The sequence below is a fragment of the Serratia sp. JSRIV002 genome (genome assembly GCF_019968725.1).
Lineage (GTDB): Bacteria > Pseudomonadota > Gammaproteobacteria > Enterobacterales > Enterobacteriaceae > Chania > Chania fonticola_B.
Window position 1 is genome coordinate 618600 of the sequence record NZ_CP074143.1, and the last position, 23578, is coordinate 642177.

General features: G+C 53.9%; 24 protein-coding genes and 1 pseudogene. 8 read left to right on the forward strand and 17 right to left on the reverse strand.

The window, feature by feature from the left end; genetic code table 11:
• Window positions 1-15 precede the first annotated feature (15 nt).
• Window positions 16-1446, forward strand: a complete 1431-nt coding sequence (locus KGP26_RS02770) for a 6-phospho-beta-glucosidase (RefSeq protein ID WP_223664984.1) — start codon at window positions 16-18, stop codon at window positions 1444-1446.
• A gap of 75 nt (window positions 1447-1521) precedes the next feature.
• Here KGP26_RS02770 and potE read toward each other — a convergent pair whose 3' ends face one another.
• The 3 genes from potE to speFL form a co-directional block, all read right to left on the reverse strand.
• Window positions 1522-2838: a putrescine-ornithine antiporter gene (potE, locus tag KGP26_RS02775; protein ID WP_021807501.1), complete on the reverse strand. Its 1317-nt coding sequence runs from the start codon at window positions 2836-2838 to the stop codon at window positions 1522-1524.
• 116 nt (window positions 2839-2954) lie between these two features.
• Window positions 2955-5117, reverse strand: a complete 2163-nt coding sequence (speF, locus tag KGP26_RS02780; RefSeq protein WP_209529914.1) for an ornithine decarboxylase SpeF — start codon at window positions 5115-5117, stop codon at window positions 2955-2957.
• Window positions 5118-5403: 286 nt separating this feature from the next.
• Window positions 5404-5508 (reverse strand): leader peptide SpeFL, encoded by a 105-nt coding sequence (speFL, locus tag KGP26_RS02785; RefSeq protein WP_112363015.1) that lies wholly within the window; start codon window positions 5506-5508, stop codon window positions 5404-5406.
• Between the two features lie 429 nt (window positions 5509-5937).
• On the opposite strand from speFL, the gene KGP26_RS02790 reads away from it, so the two are divergent.
• The 3 genes from KGP26_RS02790 (at window position 5938) to KGP26_RS02800 (ending at window position 8158) form a co-directional block, all read left to right on the forward strand.
• Window positions 5938-6369 (forward strand): YhbP family protein, encoded by a 432-nt coding sequence (locus KGP26_RS02790; protein WP_021807499.1) that lies wholly within the window; start codon window positions 5938-5940, stop codon window positions 6367-6369.
• Between the two features lie 30 nt (window positions 6370-6399).
• Complete coding sequence (locus tag KGP26_RS02795) at window positions 6400-7455, forward strand: DUF1176 domain-containing protein (RefSeq protein WP_223664985.1); 1056 nt, start codon at window positions 6400-6402, stop codon at window positions 7453-7455.
• A 67-nt stretch (window positions 7456-7522) separates the two neighbouring features.
• Window positions 7523-8158, forward strand: a complete 636-nt coding sequence (locus KGP26_RS02800; RefSeq protein ID WP_223498788.1) for an NAD(P)H-binding protein — start codon at window positions 7523-7525, stop codon at window positions 8156-8158.
• Here the strand turns inward: KGP26_RS02800 and phnP are convergent.
• Genes phnP through phnF form a run of 10 tightly spaced genes read right to left on the reverse strand, consistent with a single transcriptional unit; the run spans window position 8153 to window position 15799 of the window.
• On the reverse strand, window positions 8153-8902 hold the full coding sequence (gene phnP / locus KGP26_RS02805; protein WP_059199557.1) for a phosphonate metabolism protein PhnP: 750 nt from the start codon (window positions 8900-8902) through the stop codon (window positions 8153-8155). The two genes, KGP26_RS02800 and phnP, sit on opposite strands and share 6 nt — an antisense overlap.
• A 17-nt stretch (window positions 8903-8919) precedes the next feature.
• Window positions 8920-9474, reverse strand: coding sequence for a ribose 1,5-bisphosphokinase (gene phnN, locus KGP26_RS02810; RefSeq protein WP_218519937.1), 555 nt, complete (start codon window positions 9472-9474; stop codon window positions 8920-8922).
• A complete protein-coding gene (phnM, locus tag KGP26_RS02815) occupies window positions 9474-10610 on the reverse strand; it encodes an alpha-D-ribose 1-methylphosphonate 5-triphosphate diphosphatase (protein ID WP_021807494.1) in 1137 nt (378 codons plus the stop codon). The genes phnN and phnM overlap by 1 nt, the downstream gene beginning before the upstream one ends.
• On the reverse strand, window positions 10607-11311 hold the full coding sequence (phnL, locus tag KGP26_RS02820; protein ID WP_223664986.1) for a phosphonate C-P lyase system protein PhnL: 705 nt from the start codon (window positions 11309-11311) through the stop codon (window positions 10607-10609). The genes phnM and phnL overlap by 4 nt, the downstream gene beginning before the upstream one ends.
• Window positions 11312-11324: 13 nt before the next feature.
• On the reverse strand, window positions 11325-12113 hold the full coding sequence (phnK, locus tag KGP26_RS02825; protein WP_024483394.1) for a phosphonate C-P lyase system protein PhnK: 789 nt from the start codon (window positions 12111-12113) through the stop codon (window positions 11325-11327).
• Window positions 12113-12964, reverse strand: coding sequence for an alpha-D-ribose 1-methylphosphonate 5-phosphate C-P-lyase PhnJ (locus tag KGP26_RS02830; RefSeq protein ID WP_021179081.1), 852 nt, complete (start codon window positions 12962-12964; stop codon window positions 12113-12115). Before KGP26_RS02830 ends, phnK begins: the two co-directional genes overlap by 1 nt.
• Window positions 12957-14042: a carbon-phosphorus lyase complex subunit PhnI gene (locus KGP26_RS02835; protein WP_094981873.1), complete on the reverse strand. Its 1086-nt coding sequence runs from the start codon at window positions 14040-14042 to the stop codon at window positions 12957-12959. The genes KGP26_RS02830 and KGP26_RS02835 overlap by 8 nt, the downstream gene beginning before the upstream one ends.
• On the reverse strand, window positions 14042-14623 hold the full coding sequence (gene phnH, locus KGP26_RS02840) for a phosphonate C-P lyase system protein PhnH (RefSeq protein WP_223664987.1): 582 nt from the start codon (window positions 14621-14623) through the stop codon (window positions 14042-14044). The genes KGP26_RS02835 and phnH overlap by 1 nt, the downstream gene beginning before the upstream one ends.
• 3 nt (window positions 14624-14626) lie before the next feature.
• Window positions 14627-15070, reverse strand: coding sequence for a phosphonate C-P lyase system protein PhnG (gene phnG / locus KGP26_RS02845; RefSeq protein ID WP_059199561.1), 444 nt, complete (start codon window positions 15068-15070; stop codon window positions 14627-14629).
• On the reverse strand, window positions 15071-15799 hold the full coding sequence (gene phnF, locus KGP26_RS02850; protein ID WP_021807487.1) for a phosphonate metabolism transcriptional regulator PhnF: 729 nt from the start codon (window positions 15797-15799) through the stop codon (window positions 15071-15073). It lies immediately after the preceding gene.
• Window positions 15800-16088: 289 nt separating this feature from the next.
• Between phnF and KGP26_RS02855 the strand changes: the two genes are divergently transcribed.
• The 3 genes from KGP26_RS02855 to KGP26_RS02865 all read left to right on the forward strand — a co-directional run bounded on the left by KGP26_RS02855 (window position 16089) and on the right by KGP26_RS02865 (window position 17204).
• Window positions 16089-16376 (forward strand): type II toxin-antitoxin system RelB/DinJ family antitoxin, encoded by a 288-nt coding sequence (locus tag KGP26_RS02855; protein WP_021179086.1) that lies wholly within the window; start codon window positions 16089-16091, stop codon window positions 16374-16376.
• Window positions 16377-16384: 8 nt separating this feature from the next.
• Entirely contained in the window at window positions 16385-16591 is a 207-nt protein-coding gene (locus KGP26_RS02860; RefSeq protein ID WP_094981870.1) for a type II toxin-antitoxin system RelE/ParE family toxin, read from the forward strand.
• 136 nt (window positions 16592-16727) lie between these two features.
• On the forward strand, window positions 16728-17204 hold the full coding sequence (locus tag KGP26_RS02865; protein WP_094981869.1) for an Hcp family type VI secretion system effector: 477 nt from the start codon (window positions 16728-16730) through the stop codon (window positions 17202-17204).
• A 255-nt stretch (window positions 17205-17459) separates the two neighbouring features.
• Here KGP26_RS02865 and KGP26_RS02870 read toward each other — a convergent pair whose 3' ends face one another.
• Window positions 17460-18167, reverse strand: a complete 708-nt coding sequence (locus tag KGP26_RS02870; protein WP_094981867.1) for a hypothetical protein — start codon at window positions 18165-18167, stop codon at window positions 17460-17462.
• Between the two features lie 462 nt (window positions 18168-18629).
• Between KGP26_RS02870 and KGP26_RS02875 the strand changes: the two are divergent.
• A pseudogene (locus tag KGP26_RS02875) lies at window positions 18630-18911 on the forward strand (resolvase); the annotation flags it as partial.
• Window positions 18912-18916: 5 nt separating this feature from the next.
• Here KGP26_RS02875 and nrdG read toward each other — a convergent pair.
• The 3 genes from nrdG to nrdD form a co-directional block, all read right to left on the reverse strand.
• Complete coding sequence (nrdG, locus tag KGP26_RS02880) at window positions 18917-19381, reverse strand: anaerobic ribonucleoside-triphosphate reductase-activating protein (RefSeq protein ID WP_021807485.1); 465 nt, start codon at window positions 19379-19381, stop codon at window positions 18917-18919.
• Window positions 19382-19730: 349 nt separating this feature from the next.
• Window positions 19731-20885, reverse strand: a complete 1155-nt coding sequence (locus tag KGP26_RS02885) for an IS481 family transposase (RefSeq protein WP_166733846.1) — start codon at window positions 20883-20885, stop codon at window positions 19731-19733.
• Window positions 20886-21181: 296 nt separating this feature from the next.
• Window positions 21182-23320 carry an anaerobic ribonucleoside-triphosphate reductase gene (gene nrdD, locus KGP26_RS02890; protein WP_094982231.1) on the reverse strand — a complete coding sequence of 713 codons (2139 nt, stop codon included), beginning with the start codon at window positions 23318-23320 and terminating at the stop codon, window positions 21182-21184.
• Between the last annotated feature and the right edge of the window lie 258 nt (window positions 23321-23578).

Genomic DNA, 23578 nt, shown 5'->3' on the forward strand with positions numbered 1-23578 from the left:
GAGAAGAGGTATCTTATGCCAGCATCTGTTTTCCCCGCAGACTTTTTATGGGGTGGTGCACTAGCGGCTAACCAGGCCGAAGGCGCTTATCTTGAGGGCGGCAAAGGGCTGACCACGGTGGATATGATCCCTCATGGCAAAGATCGGCTGGCGGTAAAGCTGGGCCAGGAAAAACGCTTTGAGCTGCGTGAAGACGAGTTCTACCCTAGCCATGTCGGCATAGATTTTTATCATCGCTATAAAGATGACATTGCCCTGATGGCAGAGATGGGATTCAGCGTATTCCGTACTTCGATCGCCTGGAGCCGCATTTTCCCTAACGGGGATGAAAGGGTGCCGAACGCGGAAGGGATCGCTTTCTACCGTGACGTGTTTACCGAATGCAAAAAGCACGGCATCGAACCGCTGGTCACGCTATGCCACTTTGATGTGCCGATGCATCTGGTGCGGGAATACGGTTCTTGGCGCAATCGGAAAATGGTGGAGTTCTTCACCCACTATGCCCGTACCTGTTTTGAGGTCTTTGACGGGCTGGTGAAATACTGGCTGACGTTTAATGAAATCAATATCCTGCTGCATAGCCCGTTCTCCGGCGCGGGGCTGGTGTTCGAGCCAGGCGATAATCAGGAGCAGGTGAAATATCAGGCTGCGCATCATGAACTGTTGGCCAGCGCGTTAGCGACCAAAATCGCCCATGAGGTTAACCCGCACAATCAGGTTGGCTGCATGCTGGCTGGGGGCAATTTCTACCCGTGGTCCTGTAAACCCGAAGACGTTTGGGCTGCGTTAGAGAAAGACCGCGAGAACCTGTTCTTCATCGACGTTCAGGCTCGCGGCGCTTACCCGTCATACACCAAGCGCCTATTTAAGGAAAAGGGTATCACTATAACAATGGAGCCAGGCGACAGTGAGATCCTGAAAAACAGCGTCGACTTTGTCTCCTTTAGCTATTACGCCTCCCGCTGCGCTTCGGCTGATATGAACGAGCATAACAGCAGCGCGGCCAATATCGTCAAATCGCTGAAAAACCCGCATATCCAAGCCAGTGAGTGGGGCTGGGGTATCGATCCGTTGGGCCTGCGCATCACCATGAACATGATGTATGACCGTTACCAGAAGCCGCTGTTCCTGGTGGAGAACGGGCTGGGAGCGAAGGACGAAATCAACCCGCAGGGCGAGATCGACGACGAATACCGCATCAGTTATTTGCGTGAGCATATCAAAGCCATGGCGGACGCTATCGAGGATGGTATTCCGGTGATGGGTTATACCTCCTGGGGCTGCATCGATTTGGTTTCTGCTTCTACCGGGGAAATGAGTAAGCGCTATGGTTTTGTCTATGTGGACCGCGATGATCAGGGCAATGGCACCTTGGCCAGAACCAGAAAGAAATCCTTTTACTGGTATAAGAAGGTGATTGCCAGCAATGGGGCGGATTTGAGTTAGCAAAATGGGCACCGAAGTGCCCATTTAGACATCAACTTTATGGGCGCTGCATGCAGCGCCCTTTGTAATCAAAACTCATACCTTCTTCTCAGTCATCTCAAAGCGAGGTGAAACCAACCCATACAACGTCCAGCCGAAGAAGGTAGCAATAGCGCCCCACATCATCGCCTCTTCACCGGAACTATAAAGCGCATAGAAGCTATACAGCGCCCCAATCACGGCAATCACGTTGGCAATACGCGCCTTGTTCTCCGGTACTTTGGCTACTTTCTGGATAATAATCAGCGCGGCCATCGACAGGATATACGGAATAATATTGGTCACTACGGCCAGGTTAACCAGCACGTTAAACTGCTTATTCAGCGACGGGCTGATGGTCATCAGCGACATCACGCTCTGAATAATCACGATGGTCAGCATGCCTTTCACTGGCGCATCAGATTTACTGACTTTAGAGAAAATTTTCGGGAAGAAGCCGCTGTCGGCAGAGGATTTGAATACCTGCGCGATAGTGAACTGCCAGCCCAGCAGCGAACCCACGCAGGACATGATCATCAATGCCATGATGATTTTACCGACCGTTGGGTTGAACATATGTGAGAACGCCAGGCCAAACGGAGCGGTGGAGTTAGCCAGTTCCATATTCGGCACGATACCGGCGATCACGTTGGTGGAAACAATGTAGATCACTGCGGCACCCAATGTGCCCCCGAGTACGGCGATAGGCACGTTACGTTCCGGGTTTTCTACCACGTCGGTATTGGCGCAGGCAGATTCAAGACCCAGGAAGGCCCACAGAGTCATCGAGATAGAAGACCCGATGGCTTCAAAGGTAGGCACTGCATGCGGGTTCCAGGCGGCTAGATAAGCGGTACCGCTGAACCAATACCAACCGATAATCGAGATGCCGACCACCGGGATAATCACCCCCCAGACGGTGATCCCGCTGATCTGCCCGGTGATGCGTGCGCCACCAAAGTTGGCAACCGTAGCCAGCCACAGCACGGCGATAGTGGCTATACAGATGCCCAATGGTGTCAGGGCAACGCCGAACAGTTCGGTGCCATAACCCACGGCAGAAATGGCGATGGCAATATTGGCGATCAGCAGCGAAACGCCGTACGTGTAGTTGGCCATAAAGTTGCCGGATTTACCGAAGGCATACTCGGCATAGCCGCCCATCCCGCCGGATTTACGGCTGAACATGCCGCATTTGGCAAACGCATAGGCCAGGGCCATCGAGCCTACGGCGGTCACCAGCCAGGAAACGATAGAAATCGTCCCCACTTCGGCCAGCTTGGTTGGCAGCATAATTATGCCGGATCCCATCATATTGACCGCTGTCAGGATCGTTAATTGCACAACCCCCATCTTATTATTTGATTTGCTCATGATCATTCTCGCTCTTATATTTCTCGAATTTTTTCCAGCCATATCCATTCCGCTTGAAATTCGAGGAATATCTCTGTATGTCTGGCGGCAAAAATATGCCGCCTCCCTGGAGTTAATTATGCTTTCATGACATAACCGTAAGCCCGGTTCCAGCCATCTTCATCCTGCTGGATATAAACGCCTTGTAATTCTGGAGCAAATCCGGGTAATAAATTAATCCCTTCTTCCAACGCCAGGAAATAGCGTTGAGCAGATCCCCCCCAGATTTCACCTGGGACTACGCACAGCACGCCCGGTGGGTAAGGCAACGCACCTTCTGCGGCAATGCGGCCTTCGGCTTTAGCGAGAGAAACCAGTTCCACCTTGCCACGTACGAATTCGGTATTGGCGGTTTGTGGATCCATGGCGACGCGTGGGAAATGGCTTTTACGGAACATTTCCTTCTGCAATTCTTTCACGTTGTAGCTGACGTACAGATCGTGCATCTCTTGGCACAGCTGGCGCAGGGTGTAGTTCTGGTAACGTTTTTCGTTGTTCTTGTACACGGTTGGCAGGACTTCACTCAGCAAGGAGTCTTGTTCGACGTGTTTTTCGAAGCGGGCAATCAGCGCCACCAGATGCTGCATTTTGGCGATATCTTCCGCCGGGGTGAGCAGGAACAGGATAGAGTTCAGGTCACATTTCTCCGGCACAATACCGTTTTCACGCAGGTAGTTAGCCAGAATGGTCGCCGGGATACCAAAGCTGCTGTATTCGCCGCTGGCGGTATCGATGCCCGGCGTGGTCAACAGCAGCTTGCAGGGATCCACAAAGTATTGTGATTCCTCATAACCCTCGAAGGCATGCCATTTTTCGCCAGGGATAAAGTTGAAGAAGCGCAGATCGTTGGCCATGGCTTCGGTGCTGTAGGACTGCCAAGGTTTACCGTCGATTTGCTCTGGGACAAAAGGTTTGATCATGGTGCAGGTGTCCAACAGCATTTTGCGTGATTCAATGCCGATGCGTACACACTCTTTCCACAGGCGCTGGCCGCTCTTGCCTTCGTGCATTTTGGCGTTCACATCCAGGGCGGCAAACAGCGGGTAGAACGGGCTGGTGGACGCGTGCAGCATAAAGGCGTTATTGAAACGCTTATGGTTGCAGTAACGATCTTGCCCTTTGATGTGCCTGTCTTTTTTATGGATCTGCGAGGTCTGTGAGAAACCGGCCTGCTGTTTATGTACCGACTGGGTAACGATGATCCCCGGATCGTTTTCGTTCAGTTCCAGCAGCAGCGGCGAGCAGTCTTTCATCATTGGGATGAACTGCTCATAGCCGACCCAGGCAGAGTCAAACAGGATGTAATCACACAGGTGGCCAATTTTGTCGACGACCTGGCGAGCGTTATAGATCGTGCCGTCGTAAGTCCCCAGTTGGATAATCGCCAGGCGGAATGGCCGCGCGTCGTTGGCGCGTTCCGGTGCGGTCTCGCGGATTTGCTGGCGCAGATAGCCTTCTTCAAAGCAGTGAGCATCGATGCCGCCGATAAAGCCGAACGGGTTACGTGCCGTTTCCAGATATACCGGCGTTGCCCCGGCCTGGATCAGCGCGCCATGGTGGTTGGACTTATGGTTGTTACGGTCGAACAGGACCAGATCGCCACGGCTCAGCAGGGCGTTGGTTACCACTTTATTGGAAGCCGAAGTCCCGTTCAGCACGAAATAGGTTTTATCGGCGTTGAACACCTTGGCGGCGTGTTTTTGTGCATCGCAAGGCGCGCCTTCGTGGATCAGCAGATCGCCCAGCTTAACGTCGGCGTTGCACATATCGGAGCGGAACAGCGTTTCACCATAGAAATCAAAGAACTGGCGGCCTGCGGGGTGTTTGCGGAAGAACTCACCGCCCTGATGTCCTGGGCAGGCGAAGGTGGCGTTACCCATCTCTACATATTGGGTCAGGGTATTAAAGAACGGTGGTAGCAGCTCGCTTTCATATTTTACCGCTGCGGCTTCCAGTTGCTTGCCGTAGAACTGAGTGTTTTTGCCACAGAGTTCAAATACGCCGTTCAGCGCCGGTAATACGGCGTTATCCAGTTCTTCTTCACAGCAGACGGCGACAAAGATCGGAATGTGTAAACCGGTTTCTTCCAACTGTGCCACCAGGCCTTGCTGTACGTCTTCCACGGAAAGCACGATGGCGGCTACGTCATTAAAGTCGCTGTGGTGCACATCGCTAATTTCACGCGTGGTTTCAAAGCAAGAGAGAGTTTTTGGGTTCGCTGCAATTTTTAGTTTGTTCATTTTTGTCATTCTTCAGGCGAAAATATCCCGCCGGCAAATAAGGTCTTTGCCAGAAAATATTTTCGTTAAAATAAAGGTATGCGTGAGCGTAATCATGTTCATAAAACATAATTAGGTTACGAGTTTATTTTGACGAAATTTTTTGGGTTCTTAAACGAGGTTGCAATTATGCCGGATCCACTCTGTTTTTAAGCAAAACAAAGCGATACCATCGCCATCAGGCGCAGGGAATGATCGTTGGCATAGGTCTGGCTGCAAGACGTAATAAGAACGCAGAGGAGGGAGTTTATCTGAAGTTAAAAAAGGCAAAGCTAAAGCAGCTGCGGTGAGCCATCATCATAATATGTGTAGTTCGTCGGATATGAGCCATCTTTCTGTTGTTGTTTTCCATTTTCCATCTACCTATGGGTTTCGGACTTGGCGCTATTTTATCCCCTAAATACGGAAATAAAGTGATGCAGATCACGTTAATCATGCGATTTATACTTAACTATTCATTTTCTATGCACCGGAGTGAATAGCTATGAAATCTACCGTGAGGGTATATGTGAAGTAATTGCTACAAATGGAACCAACGGACTGGATAAATTTGGTTTAGGCTAACCAAGCTCCTGTAAATCACCCTCAATAAAAGCGGGTAATAGCAGAAATAAAGCTAGGATGTTTTTTATTTGTTATTACTGTAGTCAGGCTTATCTTGCATAAAGATGCATGAATTGCTAATTAATATGCTAGTTTTATGTTGAGCATAATTTGTCGCTAATTGTGACTGTCTTCAAATCTGCAGGTAAGATGGCGGAGGTGATAAGGAGAACTTACGTTGGATCAGATCGAAGATCGGCTGCACATTATCCGTTTTCTCAGTAAGCAGCATGTGCTCACGCTTTGTGCCGGTGATGGCACGGCGATGTGGTGCGCCAACTGCTTTTACGTATTCGATGCCGAGCGCATGGCGCTATGGCTGATGACCGAACCGCACACTCGCCATGGCGAACTGATGCAACGCAACAACCGGATTGTGGGCACTATTGCGCCGCAGCCCAAGACCGTTGCGCTGATCAAAGGGGTACAATACGCGGGGGAAATCACGCTGTTGGCCGGGGACGAGGCTGAACTGGCCCGAACGCGTTACTGCAAACGCTTCCCGGTGGCCAAGGTGATGAAAGCGCCTATTTGGCAGATCGCGTTGCAGGAAGTGAAGATGACCGATAACACCCTGGGCTTTGGCAAAAAGCTGCACTGGGCACGTTGATAATCGAGCTGAATATTAAGGACCGATGGCATGAAAAACACCGAGATAGCTGCTTTATCGTTATTGGCGGCATTGGTTTCCCCGGCGATGGCGCAAGACAGCGGAGTTCCCTTTAGCCATAAGAACTGGGAATTGGCCTGTGACAACACCAATACCTGTCGTGCGGCGGGCTACGCTAATGAAGATGAGCCAAACGCTTCGAACGGTTCGGTGCTGATCACGCGCATTGCTGGCCCTGGCACTGTCCCAACGGGGGAAGTGACCTTGGCGGACTACGAAGAGGGTGATTCAGCCGCGGTGGCAAAGCTGACGCTGTGGATCAACGGCAAGTCGGCTGGTGGGCTCAAACCGACCAAGGAAGGAAACTGGAACCTGTCAGCAAGCCAGACTCTGGCACTGATCGGCGCAATCAAAGGCAGCGGCACGGCTGAATTTAAAGGCGGCCCCGCACCTTTCGTGTTGTCAGGCGAGGGGGCTTCGGCCACCTTATTGAAGATGGATGATGTGCAGGGGCGTATCGGCACGCCCGGAGCTTTGACTAAAAAAGGCGACAAGCCGGAAAGCAGCGTGCCAGCAGCCATTCCTGCCCCGGTGATCCAGGCAGTGAAGGTGCCCAAGGCGGAAGAGCGCCCGCTTACGGCACCCGAGATCGCCGCGCTGACACCTAAACTGCTGGCGACGCTGCAACCGGATGATTGCGACCGCATGCAGTCCCCAGAGGATAACGATGGCGCAAGCGAGGATGGCATCACGCTGACCCCGCTCGGTAATGGGCATGCCCTGATCACCGCCGTGTGTTGGCGGGCGGCCTATAACGAAGGTTACGGTTATTGGGTGATCGACAGTGCCCTGAAGCAGGCCCCGGTATTGGTGACCAATTCCGGCTCTGGCTATGATGAAGGGATAATCTCAATGGGGCAAAAGGGGCGTGGATTGGGTGATTGCTGGGCCACTGCCAGTTGGGTATGGGATGGCACGGCGTTCCGTCAAAGCAACGAGGCCACCACAGGCCTGTGCCGTTTAATCCATGCGGGCGGAACCTGGGATTTACCGACGTACGTCGCCGAGGTGAAAGCGGCGCAGTAAAAAGAACTAGAGAGTCTCCACGGGCGGTTCTGTGCCTTGGGCAAACAGAGGGTGAGGAGGAAAACATATGGCACGGGTACTGATCACAGGCGCCAGCGGGCTGGTGGGAAGTGAACTGCTGCGTCTGTTGTTGGCAGATAGGCAGGTCACTTCGGTCATTGCTCCCACGCGTAAGGCGTTGCCACCACACGCCAAATTGCACAATCCGGTCGGGGGCGATCTGCACGAGTTGTTGACGCAACTGGCACAGCCGGTGGATGAGGTATTCTGCTGCCTGGGCACCACGCGCAGTCAGGCCGGGAGCGCAGAGGCATTCCGCCATGTCGACTATCAGTTGGTGGTTGAAACGGCCCTTACCGGGCAGCGCCTCGGCGCGCAGCATTGCCTGGTGGTGAGCGCAATTGGGGCCAACTCGAAATCCTTATTTCTGTACAACCGCACCAAAGGGCAGATGGAGCAGGCGCTGCGTGAGCAGAACTGGCCGCGCCTGACGTTGGTACGTCCTTCAATGTTGTTCGGTTCCCGTGCTGAACCGCGTTTGCTGGAACGGCTCAGTCAACCGTTGTTCGGCCTGCTGCCTGGCAAATGGAAGGGCGTTGCTGCCAAAGATGTGGCGCAAACGCTGCTGACACAGGCCTTCAGCCCTGGCAGCGGCGTCAAGATTTTAGAATCCGACCAGTTGCACTGCTCGCACCGTTTATAGCTCAACGCACAGATTATCGAATGCCAGCTCCATGCCTGGCGGCAGTTCGTTGGTCATCAACCACAAATCGAGGTGATGGCTGATGTGCGTCAGCAGCGTACGCCGCGGCTGCAAGCGTTGCTGGATCTCCTGCGCGCGGGGCAGATCGTTGTGATTACGCGGTGTCTGTGGCTGCGGCGGCAGGCTGCAATCCAACACCAGTAAATCGAGAGTGACCTGTTGCAGGTAGCGTGTGGTTTCTGGCGGCAGGCCGACGGTGTCGGTCAGATAGGCCAGGGCTTTGCCTGCGGCCTGGATCAGATAGCCGTGGGTGAGTTTGGAATGGATCAACGGTAATGGCGTGATGTGCAGCCCGCCTAGTTTAACCGTTTCAAAGGGGGGCAACGGGGGTTGGAACGCCAGAATACCGGGGTGTTTGAACAGGTCGTCACAGCCTTGCTCATCGGCTGGGCCATAGACGGGGATCGCATTTCCGCACCCCCAGCGCAAAGGAAATAACCCCTGAACGTGATCCATGTGGTAATGTGTCAGTAAAAAACGTTGAATTTCCCCCGCCGCAAAACGCCTTTCCAATGAGCTCAATCCCGCATCCAGTAACGTTGTTTCCCCTTGAAATGTGATCATCGCGCTGCACGCTCGCCGCCGAAATGCTGGTTCACGCCGCGCCCGTTGGCACACTAGGCATTCGCAGCCAAAGGCGGGCACCTGCTGAGCGCCGCCGGTACCAAGAAATGTCAGTTGCATGTTGGTTTCCTCTTTTCTTACTGCATTGCAGGCTGCCCGGTGGTTAAGGCCAGCAGTGCGTCGAGGGTATGTCCGAGATCGCCGTTGTTATCCAGCAGGTGGCAGCCAACCGGCAGAGTCTGCTGATAGTCGGCCGCCCGCGCCAGCCGTTGCTCGATCTGTATCGCGTTCTCCCGCCCGCGTTGTTCCAACCTTTGGCGCAGCACCGTCGGGGAAACCTGCAGACAGACCGGCAACAGTTGAGCGCCATAGCGTTGCAGCGCCTGTGGCAAATGAGCGCGGGATCCGTTGACCACCACGTCGATCCCTTGCAATAGCCACAGATCGACCTCAATACCAAAGGCGTATCGGTGCTCATGCGCCTGCCAGTCCAGGGCGAATAACCCCTTGGCACGGCGGCGCAGAAACTCCTGTTCGCTCAGGGCGATATGGTTCTCGCAGCCAGCATTGGCCGGGCGGGTGATGTAACGGTGCGCCACCAGCGGCCCGGCACCGGTGGCTGCCCGCAGCCGCTCGAGCAGGCTGTCCTTGCCTGCCCCAGACGGGCCCATCAGATAGATGAGATAAGCCATCAGAACACCTGTTTGCCCTGACGCCAGACGTTTTGCACGTAGATATGCTCGCCGTGCGGCCTGGCCAATACCAGATCTGCGCGCAGCCCCTCAGCGATCAGGCCACGATCCTGCAAACCTAACGCCCGTGCCGGGTTGCGGGTGATCAACTGTACCGCCTGCGGCAGGCTGAAAGCGTTGCGATCGTCGTTTGCCAGACGAAACGCCGCATCCAACAGGCTGGCGGGGTAATAATCGGAAGAGAGAATATCGAGCACGCCAAGGGCCGCCAGATGATGAGCCGCCACATTGCCGGAGTGTGAACCCCCGCGCACGATATTCGGTGCGCCCATCAGCACCTGCAAACCTTGCTGATGTGAGGCCCGGGCTGCCGCTTCGGTGGTCGGGAATTCGGCAATCACGCTGCCCAGCGCACTGGATTCGCTGACGTGATCGGCGGTGGCATCGTCGTGGCTGGCCAGGGCGATATTACGCGCCCGGCAGTGAGCGGCGATCGCCTCGCGGTTCGGTGTGGCCCAGCGTTCGGACAGGCTCATCTGCTCTATCTCGAACTCGCTCATCTGCTGGTCATTGAGGTGATATTTGCCCTGGTAGTATTCACGATATTTCTCCCGAGAGGCGAACTGGCGCTGGCCCGGCGAATGGTCCATCAGCGACACCAAAGACACGCCCGGTTTATCCATCAACTGTTCGAACAGCGGCAGGGTACTGCTATGGGGTAACTCGCAGCGCAGGTGCAACCGGTGTTCGGCCCGGTTCACTCCGGCTCGCTGGCTGTAGATCACCGCGTCGATCATTTTTTGCAGGTTTTCCAGCCGGTGCCCGCCGTCGCGCACGTCACCGATCGCCACCGCATCCAGCACCGTGGTGATGCCGTTGGCGACCATCAGCGCGTCGTGGCTGCTCATGGCCGAATGCGCTGGCCAGTCCACGTTGGGGCGCGGGGTGAAAAACTTGTCCAGATTGTCGGTATGCAGCTCAATAAGCCCCGGCAATAACCAGCCGCCTTCGCCATCCAACGCCTGCGGTAACTGGCTTGGGGTATCGGCAAAGCTGCGGATCACGCCATCGGTCATTTCCAGTGAACCTGCAACGATCTGGTGTTCCAGCACCAGCTTGACGTTATTGATAATCATGGCGTCTCCAGAACCTGTGGGGCCTGCATGGTATGTAAACGGTTTGCCACCTGCTGACGGGTGCCTGCGTCGTGGAAAATACCGACGATGGCTGCGCCACGCTGTTTGGCCTGTTCGATCAGGTTCACCACCGCCGCGCTATTGCGGCTGTCGAGGGAGGCGGTCGGCTCGTCCAGCAGCAGAATGGGGTAATCCTTGATAAAGCCACGGGCGATATTCACCCGCTGTTGCTCACCACCGGAAAAGGTCGAAGGGGCCAACTGCCATAGGCGCTGCGGCACGTTGAGCTGGTTAAGTAGGGCTTCGGCACGTTCACGGCATTCGCTACGCTCAACGCCGGATTCCAGCAACGGCTGCATCACCACTTCCAGCGCGCTGATGCGGGGTATCACCCGTAGAAACTGGCTGACCCAGCCGATGGTGTGGCGGCGCACCGCCAGGATCTGACGAGCCTCGGCCTGAACCAGCTCCAGCCAGTCGTTTTGGTGATGGATCCAGATCTTGCCGCTGTCTGGCAGATAGTTGGCATACAGCGAGCGCAGCAGGGTGGATTTCCCACTGCCCGAGTGGCCGTGCAGCACCACGCATTCGCCGCTGCTGACGGTCAGGTTGGCATCCTGCAACACCGGCAGGCGGGTGCCGTGTTGTTGGTGCAGGACAAAGGTTTTGCTCAGGTGTTCAACCCGGATTTTAATTGTCATTATCTCACCTACGTTACGACAGAACCGAAGAGACCAGCAGTTGGGTGTACGGATGGTGCGGGTCGTCCAGCACCCGATCGGTCAGACCGCTTTCCACCACTTCACCTTCCTTCATCACCAGCAAACGGTGGGCCAGCAGACGTGCTACTCCCAAATCGTGGGTGACGATCACCGCCGCCAGCTGCATTTCCACCACCAGATTGCGCAGCAGATCCAGCAGGCGCGCCTGCACGGAAACGTCCAGCCCGCCGGTCGGCTCATCCATAAACACCAGCTTGGGGTGGGTCACCAGATTGCGGGCGATCTGCAAACGCTGCTGCATACCGCCGGAGAAGGTGGTGGGCAGGTCATCCAGACGAGAAACCGGGATCTCCACGTCTTCCAGCCATTGTTTAGCCTGCTGGCGAATATCACCGTAATGACGCTGGCCGATAGCCATCAGGCGCTCACCGATGTTGCCACCGGCAGACACCTGTGGCCGCAGACCGTCGAGCGGATGCTGATGGACCACGCCCCAGTCGGTGCGCAGCAGGCGGCGGCGATCGCTTTCTGCCATGGCGTACAGATCCTGTTGTTGCCCCGGTTGTGGGCGGTAGAGGATCTGCCCCTGTTGTGGGGCCAGCCGGGCGGAGATCGACTTGAGCAACGTGGTTTTACCCGAGCCGGATTCGCCGACGATGCCCAGTACTTCACCAGGATAGATATCGAATGACACGTTGCTGAAACCCTTGCCCGGCGCGTAAAGGTGGGTGAGGTTGTCGACCGTCAGCAACGGCGTGGCACTCAATGGAGCGGAAGTCATCAGTGCGGTACCTCTTGGTTGAGTTGTTGCTGGCAGAAATCGGTGTCTGAGCAGACGAACATCCGGTTGCCCTGGTCGTCGAGCACCACCTCATCCAGATAGCTGTGGCGCGAGCCGCACAGGGCGCAAGGTTCTTCCCACTGCTGTACGCTGAACGGATGGTCGTCAAAGTCCAGGCTTTCCACCTTGGTAAACGGCGGCAGGGCGTAGATGCGTTTTTCACGCCCGGCGCCGAACAGTTGCAACGCGGGCATCATGTGCATCTTCGGATTATCGAATTTAGGGATCGGTGATGGGTCCATCACATAGCGATCGTTAACCTTCACCGGATAGGCATAGGTGGTGGCGATATGGCCGTAGCGGGCGATATCTTCATACAGCTTCACCTGCATCACGCCGTACTCTTCCAGCGCGTGCATCTTGCGCGTTTCGGTCTCGCGCGGTTCGATAAAGCGCAGCGGCTCCGGGATGGGCACCTGATAAATCAGGATTTGATCCGCCTGCAATGGCGTTTCCGGAATACGGTGACGGGTCTGGATCAGCGTGGCCTCTGGCGTGCGCTCAGTGGTAGCAACACCGGCTACTCGCTGGAAGAAGCGGCGGATGGAGACCGCGTTGGTGGTGTCGTCTGCGCCCTGATCGATGACCTTCAGCACGTCGGCGCGGCCAATGATGCTGGCAGTGATCTGAATGCCGCCGGTGCCCCAGCCATAAGGCATCGGCATCTCACGGCCACCAAACGGCACCTGATAGCCGGGGATCGCCACCGCTTTGAGGATGGCGCGGCGGATCATACGCTTGGTTTGTTCATCCAGATAACCGAGGTTATAGCCGGTCAATACTTCACTCATGGCGGGTCTCCTGAAGGGCGGCAAATTCCTGCTGCAGGCGTTTGAGCAGCTCCAGTTCGGCCTGGAAATCGACGTAGTGCGGCAGCTTGAGGTGGGAGACAAAACCGGCGGCCTCCACGTTATCGGCGTGCGCCAGCACAAACTCTTCGTCCTGCGCCGGGCCTGCCACGTCCTCGCCGTACTCGGCGGTTTGCAGGGCGCGATCCACCAGCGCCATCGCCATGGCTTTACGTTCCGAGCGGCCAAATACCAGCCCATAGCCACGGGTAAAGTGCGGTGGCCGGTCCTGCGGGTCGACAAAGCCGTTCACCATCTCGCATTCGGTCAGCAGGATCTCGCCGATATCGACGGCGAAACCCAACTCTTCCGGCACGATTTCGACAGTAACGTAACCGCTGCGGATCTCTCCGGCGAACGGATGGTTACGGCCATAGCCGCGTTGGGTGGAATAGCTTAATGCCAGCAGAAAGCCCTCATCGCCACGCACTAGCTGCTGTAAGCGCGCCGAGCGGGAGCAGGGGTAAACCGGCGGGTTGCGGGTAATATCGTCCGGAGTGCTGCCGTCATCCTCTTCTGCCAGCGCCAGCCGTTGCTGGTTGAGAAGGTCGAACACGTGGGCGCAGTTCTCTGGTAGTGGCTCATCGGCCTGTGGTGCCGGAGGTGTTTCACCGTTGGCCAACAGCGCAAAATCCAGCAGGCGGTGGGTATAGTCGTAGGTCGGGCCAAGCACCTGGCCACCGGGCAAGTCTTTGTAAACCGCTGAGATACGCCGCTCCAACCGCATGTTCTCGCTAGCTAGCGGTTCGCTGACGGCCAGGCGCGGCAGAGTAGTGCGATAGGCACGCAGCAGGAAAATAGCCTCTACCAGGTCGCCACTGGCCTGTTTTATCGCTAACGCGGCCAGTTGGCGATCGTAAATACCGCCCTCCGTCATCACCCGGTCAACCGCCAAGCCAAGCTGTTCACCGATTTGCTCCGCGCTAAGTGCTGGGACAGCTTCGTCACCCCGGCGTAGATTTTCCTGTAGTTGATGGGCAGCCTCGATGGCCTTTTCGCCCCCTTTCACCGCAACGTACATCAGCACTCCTCCACGCGGGTGGTTCTTGGCAGCGCCATCAGCCGCTCACCGCAGGTCAAGATAATGTCCAGACCCAGCGGGAAGCGCTGAGGCCGTTCGAGTAGATAAGCCCGTAGCGCAACTGGCAACGGCGGGGTAATTTCCCGTTGTTTTTCAATACCGGGGCCGGAAAGGCGCAGTGTGTGGCTGCCTGCCAATGCGGTAACCTGTACCACCAGCGTGGCACCGAACTCTGGTGAGACTTCATTGCCGTGGGGTAATGCGCTCAGCTCGGCAGGCCGTAATTGGTCATCCCATACCGCCAGATGGATATCTTCCTGCCGGGTCGCCAGCGGAGCACCGGTATGAAAACGGATGTTAGTTAGCACTTGCTCACTTTTAAGGTCGGCACAGAGCTGGAGCGGGGTTTCCTGATCTGCCAGCGTCAGTATCACGGCAGTGCTGGCGGCGTTCAGCGCACCCCATGCCGGACAATTTGGCAGTTCAACAATCACGCCAGGCTCACTCAACGCCTTTAAAATCAAACGGAAAGCAGACTGAGATTGCTCAATCGGCTGGTCAAAACCGGCTAGTAACGTCATGGCTTAATCCCCTCGTACCAGCGTAAAGAAGTCTACCCGGCTGGCTGCTACGGCACGGGCGCGCAGTTGGCGCTGCTCCTGCTGCAGTGCGGCCAGGGGTTCAATCAGCTGAAGCTGTAGCAATTCATGGTTGGCGGGTTGTTGTAGCAAAGCGTCGATCAGCGCACAGAGTTCGGCATGATCCTTGTCACGTCCGGTAACGTAGCTGTAGCCCTGGCCACCGTTTTCCAACTGCACCACGGCACGGGTGACGGTCATGTCGCCCAGTACAAAGCGGCGGCCGGTCGCTCCCATCCGCCCTAGCAGCTGTGTCAGGCCAATCTCAGGGGCGCGCAGGCGCTGGTAGCTTGGGTTGAGGTTCAGCGCCTGCCAGTGGCTGCGCAACTGGGCGGGTTGGCTATGCGCCAGGACCGACATCCAGCGTTGTCTCTGCTGTAAGGATTGCATTCAGTGCTCCATCGTCAGTTCGATCATGTCGGCGCGCGCCAGGCTGACGGAGTATTCCGCCACCAAATCGCTGCCGATACAGGTGTTTAGGGTGCGCACGCATAGCAAAGGGGCATGGGTTGCTATCTCCAGCAGGCGGCTCTCTTTGGCCTGGGCACGCCGTGCGCTGATGCGGGTCTGGCGGCGGGTCAGCGGCTGGTGGATCTGTTGTTGGATAAACTCATGCAGCGAGCCGCTGTGGAACTGTTGTAAGGCGGGCCACCAGTCCAGATCGGGCAGATAGTGGTCGATCACGCTAAGGGGAACGCCATTCACCCGGCGCAGGGTGCGTAAGTGGATAATCGTTTCCCCCTCTTCACGGCTGAGCGCGCTGGCGATATGCCCATTACACGGGCGTAAAACAGCGAGTAAGCGCTCACTGGTGGGGTGACTGCCCTGCTCGAACAGGTTCTGGCTGAAGCGGGTGTTGGCGTGCAGCGGATAGTTATACGGGCGTAGCAATACCAGAATGCCGATGCCGTGGCGGCGCTGCAGCCAACCGCGCTCTACCAGCTCGTCTACGGCGCGGCGCAGCGTGTGGCGATTGACCTCAAAACGTTCGGCAAGCTGTTGTTCTGAAGGTAGATAATCTCCGCAACGGTATTGGCTGCACAGTTCCTGCTCCAGTTGGGCGGCAATCTGTTGATATCGGGTAGGGTAACTGGTCGGATGTCTAGATAAGTGCGTCATAGCCAATACCTCGGCACTTCGGTTGGGGGAGAAAGCGAAAAAGCGGCGATAGCATTCATGATCGGCACTCGGTAACAAAGTTGGGCTAATGTTGCCGGGGGCAGATGACAATCAGGTGACGCGCAGGTGGCGAACTGATGAACAATTTGGGACAGGGAGATGATGGCTTAGATTGATGTAAAGAGTGGATGCTGGCTTGAGTGAAAAAACACCAATGAGGCTTATTTTGTTGTCACAAACGTGCTAACGTTTATGGATGTTGAATACGGAGTATGTAGGAGTTTTGAAGATGGAAAGCCGTATCCAGTTTCGCATTGAAAATGAAACTAAACTGTTGGCACAGAAAGCTGCTGAAGCGAAAGGGACGACCTTAAGTGAAGCCTGTCGGCGTTTAGCGCAACAAATGGCGGACGATCAACGTGCTGCTGAAGAACACGAAAACTGGTTGAAAGATAAGGTTGATGCAGCCTTTGCCCGTTTGCATGAAGGAGAGGCTGTTTATCTTACCCAGCGGCAAGCTGAGGAGAGAATGAGCGACTTTAAAGCCAAAGTCAGGGCGAAATACGCAACCAAATAAGGATTATTATGCGCATCGAATGGGACGACGTTGCGTTGCAAGATCGGGAACGCATTTTTGAATTTCTTTATCCACTCAATTCATTGGCCGCGGAACAAGTTGATGATGAGATTGAACTTGCCGTTGAGTCTCTGCTAGAAAACCCAGAAATGGGCAGGCTCACAAGCTTAGCAAGCTTTGTTAGCGCACAATTATTCAATAATAAAAATATATAATTAAAAAGCTTTCATTCATGAAATCCATTTGTAAATCTCTAAGTATACTGTTGGGCTTTCTAGTATTATACACAGAGTGGATTGTTACTCTGGAACTTCGATTTTTTTAAATCGCTTAATTAAAATGGAGATTTAAATGGCCACAACTATTTATGCAGATATTCAAGGTGAAAAGCAAGGGCATATTTCCGCAGGTTGTTCATCAGTACCATCCATTGGGAATAGGAGTCAAAAAGGGCATGAAGACCAAGCTTTTATCTATTCTTTTGATCATGACCTTACAAGAGATCAAAACGTCTGTCATCATCCGATTGTAATAAACAAGCCTATTGACAAGTCATCGCCTCTTTTAGGGGTTGCATTAGATGGAAATGAAAGGCTTCAAATTATAATTTATATGCACCGAATAGATTCAACTGGAAGGATTGAAAAATTTTACACTATAAAGTTAAAGGATGCATATATTGTTAGCATTAGTCAGCACTGTCCAAACTCACTATTACAGAGTGATGTTCAGCCTTATGAAATCATATCCATAGCATATAAAAGTATTGACTGGACTCATGTGGCTGGCACGTCAGGATACAGCATATGGGATGAGCGCGTATTCTAGTTATTGAAGGCCGTTTAAAACGGCCTTTTTATGTATACTTATCTGGGATATACTTCCAAGATAAATAGAAGACTACAACAATTGATATTATTAATAACCTCCCACTATATTCTGGTATAAATGCCAAATACAGCAAATACAATAAAACAACGACAGCAGTTGGAAGGAAATTAAAAAATATAGTAAATATAATTAGTTTGACGTATTTTAAAACAAAACTAATCATGATTTTTATTATTTCTAATATTTCGATAATCATAAGCCAATTACCCCTTCTAAAATTTCAATTTTTTCTTCAAGCGTAGCGTTATGTTTACCTTTAAGCTTCATTATTAACGCCGTTATAATTGGATCTACATATATATATAGCATCTCAATTCTATTATTATATAGTATGTTATAATAGCGAGGTTCAAGCGTTCTTAGTTTTCTTGCGGCCATAGCAGCCCTTTGAACTTGCCCATACAATGCAACACCCGTTAAAGCCCATGGCCCTTTCTTATATGTTTGTTTCCTGATTGAGGCTAAAATCTCAGGCGATCCAGATAAAGACTTACCTATTGTATAAGCAATAGCTTTCTTAGTTAGCACTCCAGAAGTAAACGCAGCAAATAATTTACTTGTCCCTCTTGTTCTTGATTTAGCTTCTCTTTGGGTTCTATCCTCATCATCTAAAACAAATTCAACATATAAAATCAGCATATGCAGAAGTATATCTCTCTTTCCAAATAACTCCAGAATACCATAAAAATAACGTTCATCTTCTATTTGGATTTCTTGACAAACATCTTCATATTTATCTATGAAACATGATGTTCGCCAAGAAATCCTTTCAAACCCATCATATATTGCCTCGGTTGTATCAATTGCTTTCTCATAGACACCCTCAACACCTTTATCAAGAGATAATGCCATTTTTCTTTCAGCCTGCATGTGTTGTCTAAGAAAGTAACTATAGTCCATTTAACAAGCTCCTTTTATTTATACGGCATTTGCTACTAGAGAAACATTATATCTCTAATGCATTCCTCAAAGCTAGCCTTATGAAAAAATGAGGTTATAGTTTGATATCCATGGGTAAGTTCGAAATTTTCATTCACATGATGTATTTTTTAGTTTGAATTCATCAATAATTTATATGTCATTGGCAAACCCAAAATTTAGCCCTCTAAATTGAGGCTCTTTGTCTGCCTCAAAATATCGCCTTGTACGGCTTACTTGCTCACATCCTTTGTTGATCATTTCGTTCCTGACTATCCCCAAAAATTAATATCTGGTTTTGACCGCAGCTGACCTGCGCACAATATGTAGTGTATCGGGCTGGCCGTCTTCTTCCCTTTCCCGTTTTGTGCAGGTGGCCCGCTGCGCGAACTTTTACAGAATTCATGTAGCGACACCTCCCAGGGACTGGGATACCTGCTGCTTGATACCGACCGATCGATGCGTGATCACGCCGCACAGCTGGGCGCAGGATTACCGAAATATCTACTAGCTCCAGAGGTGGCCGTATTGCTGAGCTACTTTGACGATCTAACTCGGCGCATGTTCTTTGATACTCTATGGAACACCGGCGCAAGATTGAATGAAGCACTTGCACTAAGACCAGGGGATTTTGAACTGGAGCCATCGCGAAAATACCCGCAGCAGGTTGTGGCTATTAGGACACGGAAACAGCGTCAAATTGAAGCCAGTTGGAAACCCGGACGGACAAACTAACGCAGCTTATGCACCACCTGATTAGCGCTGCCGCGCCAGATCAGCGCCGGGTCTTTTAAATCCTGCACAAACTTGCCGTCTATCAACACGTTAATCCGATCGACGATCTGCATCTGCTCGCTATCCAGTTCATCCAGCTTATAGCCGGTCCACAGCCAGATATCTTTGCCGGGGCATTCGGCATGCACTCGCTTGACCAACTGCAATACGGCGGCGACGTTGGCCGGGTGCAGCGGATCACCACCGGACAGCGACAACCCTTGGCGTGGAATACGCGTGTCGTTGAGATCGGCTATGACCTGATCTTCCATCTGCTGGGTAAACGGCAGGCCAGAGTTCAGCCGCCAGGTGCTTTTGTTATAGCAACCGGGGCATTGGTGCACGCAGCCTGCGACAAACAGCGTGCAGCGGGTGCCGGGGCCGTTGACCACGTCGATAGGATAATACTGGTGAAAATTCATAGTGTTGCGTTCTTTTATATGGCCCCTCACCCCAACCCTCTCCCATAGGGAGAGGGAGCTGGTCCGGCGTTGTGCTCAGGTGCAGAAGTTACTCTGCAACATTGTTACCAAGGGCGAGTGCAGTAATTAAGTTGTGACACTTTCTGTCCCCCTCTCTGTGGGAGAAGGAGCAGGTACGGTGCGGCAGTCAGGTATGGAAGTCACCTGTGACGTATATGGCCCCATCCTCTCACTTGTTACCAAGGGCGAGTGCAGTAATTAAGTTGTGGCACTTTCTGTCCCCCTCTCTGTGGGAGTGTACAGACCGGGGACATGGTAGACAGGTGTTCAAGGACATGGTGAACACTTTTTAACATCCTTTACCCATGATGATCGACCTATTTCTCAGGTCGATCATCCCCACTTTCGTGCTGTACCACCATATCTCGTAGTAGCCCTCTCTCTCACTTTCCTTCAGCCCGACATATTCACCGATAAAGGCCTTGCCCACTTTCAGACCCATCCCTTTCAGGCTCAGTTTTCCACTGACATCCACTTTCCTGACCAGGACCCCCTCGTCATACTCGGCTGCCGCCGGATTGCCATTGTACTGTCGCGATGAAGGCTGATAACGGGACGCTGGCACCGCCATTGACAGGGCTTCGTGTGGGCGTTCCAGGTTGTAGGTATCTCGCCAGGCGTCGAACACCTCCTGCAACTGCGCGGCATGGGTAAACCACCGTCCCTGCAGGAGCTCTGCCTTCAGGCTGCGGTGGAAGCGCTCCAGCTTACCCTGAGTCTGAGGATGATAAGGCCGAGAGTGACCCACCCGGATACCCTGACGCATCAGCCACAGTTCCAGCGCGGTCCAACTGCCCGTCGTGTCGCCCCAGGGGGCACCATTATCCATGGTCATTCTCTCCGGCAAGCCATAACGTTCGAACACCGCTATCAACTGTGACTGCACGGTGACACGTCGCTCGTCCGGGCAGTGCGCCAGACAGAGCGAGAAGCGCGAATGGTCATCCAGCAAGGTCAGCGGATGACAACGCCCTTCGGCGAAGGGGAAGTGGCCTTTAAAGTCCATCTGCCAGAGTCGGTTCGGGGCGTCATGTTCAAAGCGTCCGACGGTGGGCGCCGGTGACGGACCGCCCGGTAGCAGGTCATGGCGGCGCATGAGGTTATGCACGGTGCTGGCGGCCGGTAACGTATGCCCCTGCATCTCGAGCCACCGCTTGAGCTTGCGTGCGCCCCACATCGGATGGGCCAGGTGTGCAGCGCGGAGATGTTGGACAACGGTGTCAGAGGTTCTGCTGGGGGAATGGTGTGGCACTCGAGAACGTTCGTTCAGACCGGCGCGCCCATCAGAGTGCCAGCGATGTAACCACTTGTATGCGGTAGCAGGCGCTATGCCGAACTGACGGCATAGCGCGCGGATATTAGCGCCTTCTTGCGAGGCGAAAAGCACAAACTCGGTACGTAATGACATGGCAGATCTCTCATCCCACGGCATAAGCAACTCCACTCAGAAGTACTCATACCTATGTTGTAAGTGTCTACCATGTCCCCGAACAAGTGTTCATGATGTCCCCGGTCTGTACAGGGAGAAGGAGCAGGTACGGTGCGGCAGTCAGGTATGGAAGTCACCCGTGACGTATTTGGCCCCATCCTCTCATCTCAAGCCTCTCCTTTAGTAAGAGGGAGCTGACCCGATGTTGTGCCCAGAAGCTATGTTGAGGACGAATGCCGTCGTTAAGATGTGGCACATTCGGTCCCCTCTCCCTGTGGGAGAGGGTTAGGGTGAGGGGCCGCTGGCTGAAATTAGCCGATCTGCCCATTGCCCAGATGTTTCACCCGGCGTTTCACTTCTTCCTGCTTACCGGCGTTGAACGGCCGGGCATCCGGGCTGCCCAGATAGCCACATACGCGGCGGGTCACCGACACTTTTGCCGAGTCATGGTTGCCACATTTCGGGCAGGTGAAGCCCTTGCTGGTACAGGAGAACTCACCGGTGTAGCCACACTCGTAGCACTCATCGATCGGCGTGTTGGTGCCGTAATAAGGCACGCGGGTGTAGCTGTAATCCCACACGTCTTCCAGCGCCTTCAGGTTGTGCTGCAGGTTCGGGTATTCGCCGTAACAGATAAAACCGCCGTTGGCCAAAGGTGGGTATGGCGCCTCGAAGTCCAGCTTGTCGTACGGATTAACCTTTTTCTCCACGTCGAGGTGGAAACTGTTGGTGTAATAACCCTTGTCAGTCACCCCGGCGACCACGCCAAACTCGCTGGTATCGAGGCGGCAGAAGCGATCGCACAGGTTCTCACTTGGCGTGCTGTACAGGCTGAAGCCGTAGCCGGTTTCTTCTTTCCAGCTTTCGGTGGCGTTTTTCAAGCGCTCAACGATGGCAATGGCTTTGGCGCGCAGTTGCTCGTCGTCGTACACGTGTTTTTCTGCGCCAAACAGCGCGTTGATGGTTTCATGCACGCCGATGTAGCCCAGCGAAATCGAGGCGCGGCCGTTCTTGAAGATCTCCGCGATATTGTCGTCGGCTTTCAACCGCACGCCGCAGGCTCCTTCCATATACAGGATCGGTGCCACGCGGGCCTTGATGCCTTCCAGGCGGGCAATGCGGGTCATCAGGGCTTTCTTGGCCAGCAGCAGGCGCTCATCCAGCAACTGCCAGAAGCGGTCTTCGTTACCCTGGGCTTCCAGAGCAATACGTGGCAGGTTCAGGCTGATCACGCCGATATTGTTGCGGCCATCGTGAATTTGCTCGCCGTTTTCTTCATAGGTGCCGAGGAAACTGCGGCAACCCATCGGCGTTTTAAACGAACCGGTGACCTTGACCACCTGATCGTAATTGAGGATGTCCGGATACATGCGTTTGCTGGCACATTCAAGCGCCAGCTGTTTGATGTCGTAGTTGGCGTCACCAAACTTGTGGTTCAGGCCGTCGCGGATAGCGAAGACCAGTTTCGGGAACACGGCGGTTTTACGATTTTTACCCAGCCCGGCGATACGATTTTTCAGGATCGACTGCTGGATCATGCGCGATTCCCAACTGGTGCCCAAACCGAAACCGAAGGTGACAAACGGCGTCTGGCCGTTGGCGGTATGTAGAGTGTTGACTTCATATTCCAGTGACTGGAAGGCGTCGTAACACTCTTTCTCGGTGCGGGTCATCGCATAGCCTGCCACGTCTGGGATCTGCCACTGCAGCGCTACCTGCTGATGCTTGTGGAAGCTCTCGGTAACGAAGGGGGCCAGGATCTCATCGATGCGGTTGATGGTGGTGCCGCCATAAATATGGCTGGCAACCTGAGCGATGATCTGCGCGGTCACGGCGGTGGCGGTGGAGATCGACTTCGGCGGCTCGATCTCGGCGTTACCCATCTTGAAGCCGTTGGTCAGCATGCCTTTCAGATCGATCAGCATACAGTTGAACATCGGGAAGAACGGTGAGTAGTCGAGATCGTGATAGTGGATTTCGCCGCGCTCATGCGCCAGCACCACATCGCGCGGTAGGATATGCTGTTTGGCGTAGTGCTTGGCGACGATACCGGCCAGCAGATCGCGCTGGGTAGGGATCACCTTGCTGTCTTTATTGGCGTTCTCATTGAGCAGCGCAACGTTGCTTTGTTCCACCAGACCACGAATTTCCTGGTTCAGCCGCCCGCGCAGCTCACGCGAGACGTCACGATCGTGGCGATATTCGATGTAGGTACGTGCCAGTTGCTTATACGGGCCAGACATCAGCTGGTTTTCTACCGCCTGCTGGATTTCGTGGATATCGACTCGCGGTCGGTTTTCCATCTGTTGAGCGACCACGCGGGCGACGGTAGCACAGTAGTCGGCATCGACAACTTCAGCGGCCAAAGCGGCCCGCTCGATGGCCTGCTTGATCAGCATCTCGTCAAAAGATACCTGGCAACCGTCCCGTTTAATCACTACTGGTTTCACGTTGTAACTCCTGTCCCCATGGGGGAGCGTCGGCTTATCCACAGGGCAAAACCGCAGGGCGCAAGGGCTGCGGAGGGTGTGGATGATATTGTGGATAACTACTACATATAGGTGGTTGAATATCTATGGGCACTATATATGGGTGTGGTGCCGCTTTTTTTGACGTGGGTCAAAGAATGGGGGGAGCAGTTTGAACGCTGTACAGCTACCCGTTACAGGAATATTTGTAACCCTTGCTATCAGCGGCTTGAATGGAAA

Coding starts and splice junctions, on each gene's coding strand:
- phnG (WP_059199561.1), bottom strand. CDS start 15,070: ATGCAATCCTTACAGCAGAGACAACGCTGGATGTCGGTCCTGGCGCAT.
- speF (WP_209529914.1), bottom strand. CDS start 5,117: ATGAACAAACTAAAAATTGCAGCGAACCCAAAAACTCTCTCTTGCTTT.
- phnP (WP_059199557.1), bottom strand. CDS start 8,902: ATGCAACTGACATTTCTTGGTACCGGCGGCGCTCAGCAGGTGCCCGCC.
- speFL (WP_112363015.1), bottom strand. CDS start 5,508: ATGGAAAACAACAACAGAAAGATGGCTCATATCCGACGAACTACACAT.
- KGP26_RS02795 (WP_223664985.1), top strand. CDS start 6,400: ATGAAAAACACCGAGATAGCTGCTTTATCGTTATTGGCGGCATTGGTT.
- phnK (WP_024483394.1), bottom strand. CDS start 12,113: ATGACTTCCGCTCCATTGAGTGCCACGCCGTTGCTGACGGTCGACAAC.
- KGP26_RS02870 (WP_094981867.1), bottom strand. CDS start 18,167: ATGGACTATAGTTACTTTCTTAGACAACACATGCAGGCTGAAAGAAAA.
- phnH (WP_223664987.1), bottom strand. CDS start 14,623: ATGACGTTACTAGCCGGTTTTGACCAGCCGATTGAGCAATCTCAGTCT.
- KGP26_RS02770 (WP_223664984.1), top strand. CDS start 16: ATGCCAGCATCTGTTTTCCCCGCAGACTTTTTATGGGGTGGTGCACTA.
- phnN (WP_218519937.1), bottom strand. CDS start 9,474: ATGGCTTATCTCATCTATCTGATGGGCCCGTCTGGGGCAGGCAAGGAC.
- phnM (WP_021807494.1), bottom strand. CDS start 10,610: ATGATTATCAATAACGTCAAGCTGGTGCTGGAACACCAGATCGTTGCA.
- phnL (WP_223664986.1), bottom strand. CDS start 11,311: ATGACAATTAAAATCCGGGTTGAACACCTGAGCAAAACCTTTGTCCTG.
- KGP26_RS02855 (WP_021179086.1), top strand. CDS start 16,089: ATGGAAAGCCGTATCCAGTTTCGCATTGAAAATGAAACTAAACTGTTG.
- KGP26_RS02865 (WP_094981869.1), top strand. CDS start 16,728: ATGGCCACAACTATTTATGCAGATATTCAAGGTGAAAAGCAAGGGCAT.
- KGP26_RS02860 (WP_094981870.1), top strand. CDS start 16,385: ATGCGCATCGAATGGGACGACGTTGCGTTGCAAGATCGGGAACGCATT.
- KGP26_RS02830 (WP_021179081.1), bottom strand. CDS start 12,964: ATGAGTGAAGTATTGACCGGCTATAACCTCGGTTATCTGGATGAACAA.
- nrdG (WP_021807485.1), bottom strand. CDS start 19,381: ATGAATTTTCACCAGTATTATCCTATCGACGTGGTCAACGGCCCCGGC.
- KGP26_RS02835 (WP_094981873.1), bottom strand. CDS start 14,042: ATGTACGTTGCGGTGAAAGGGGGCGAAAAGGCCATCGAGGCTGCCCAT.
- potE (WP_021807501.1), bottom strand. CDS start 2,838: ATGAGCAAATCAAATAATAAGATGGGGGTTGTGCAATTAACGATCCTG.
- phnF (WP_021807487.1), bottom strand. CDS start 15,799: ATGACGCACTTATCTAGACATCCGACCAGTTACCCTACCCGATATCAA.
- KGP26_RS02800 (WP_223498788.1), top strand. CDS start 7,523: ATGGCACGGGTACTGATCACAGGCGCCAGCGGGCTGGTGGGAAGTGAA.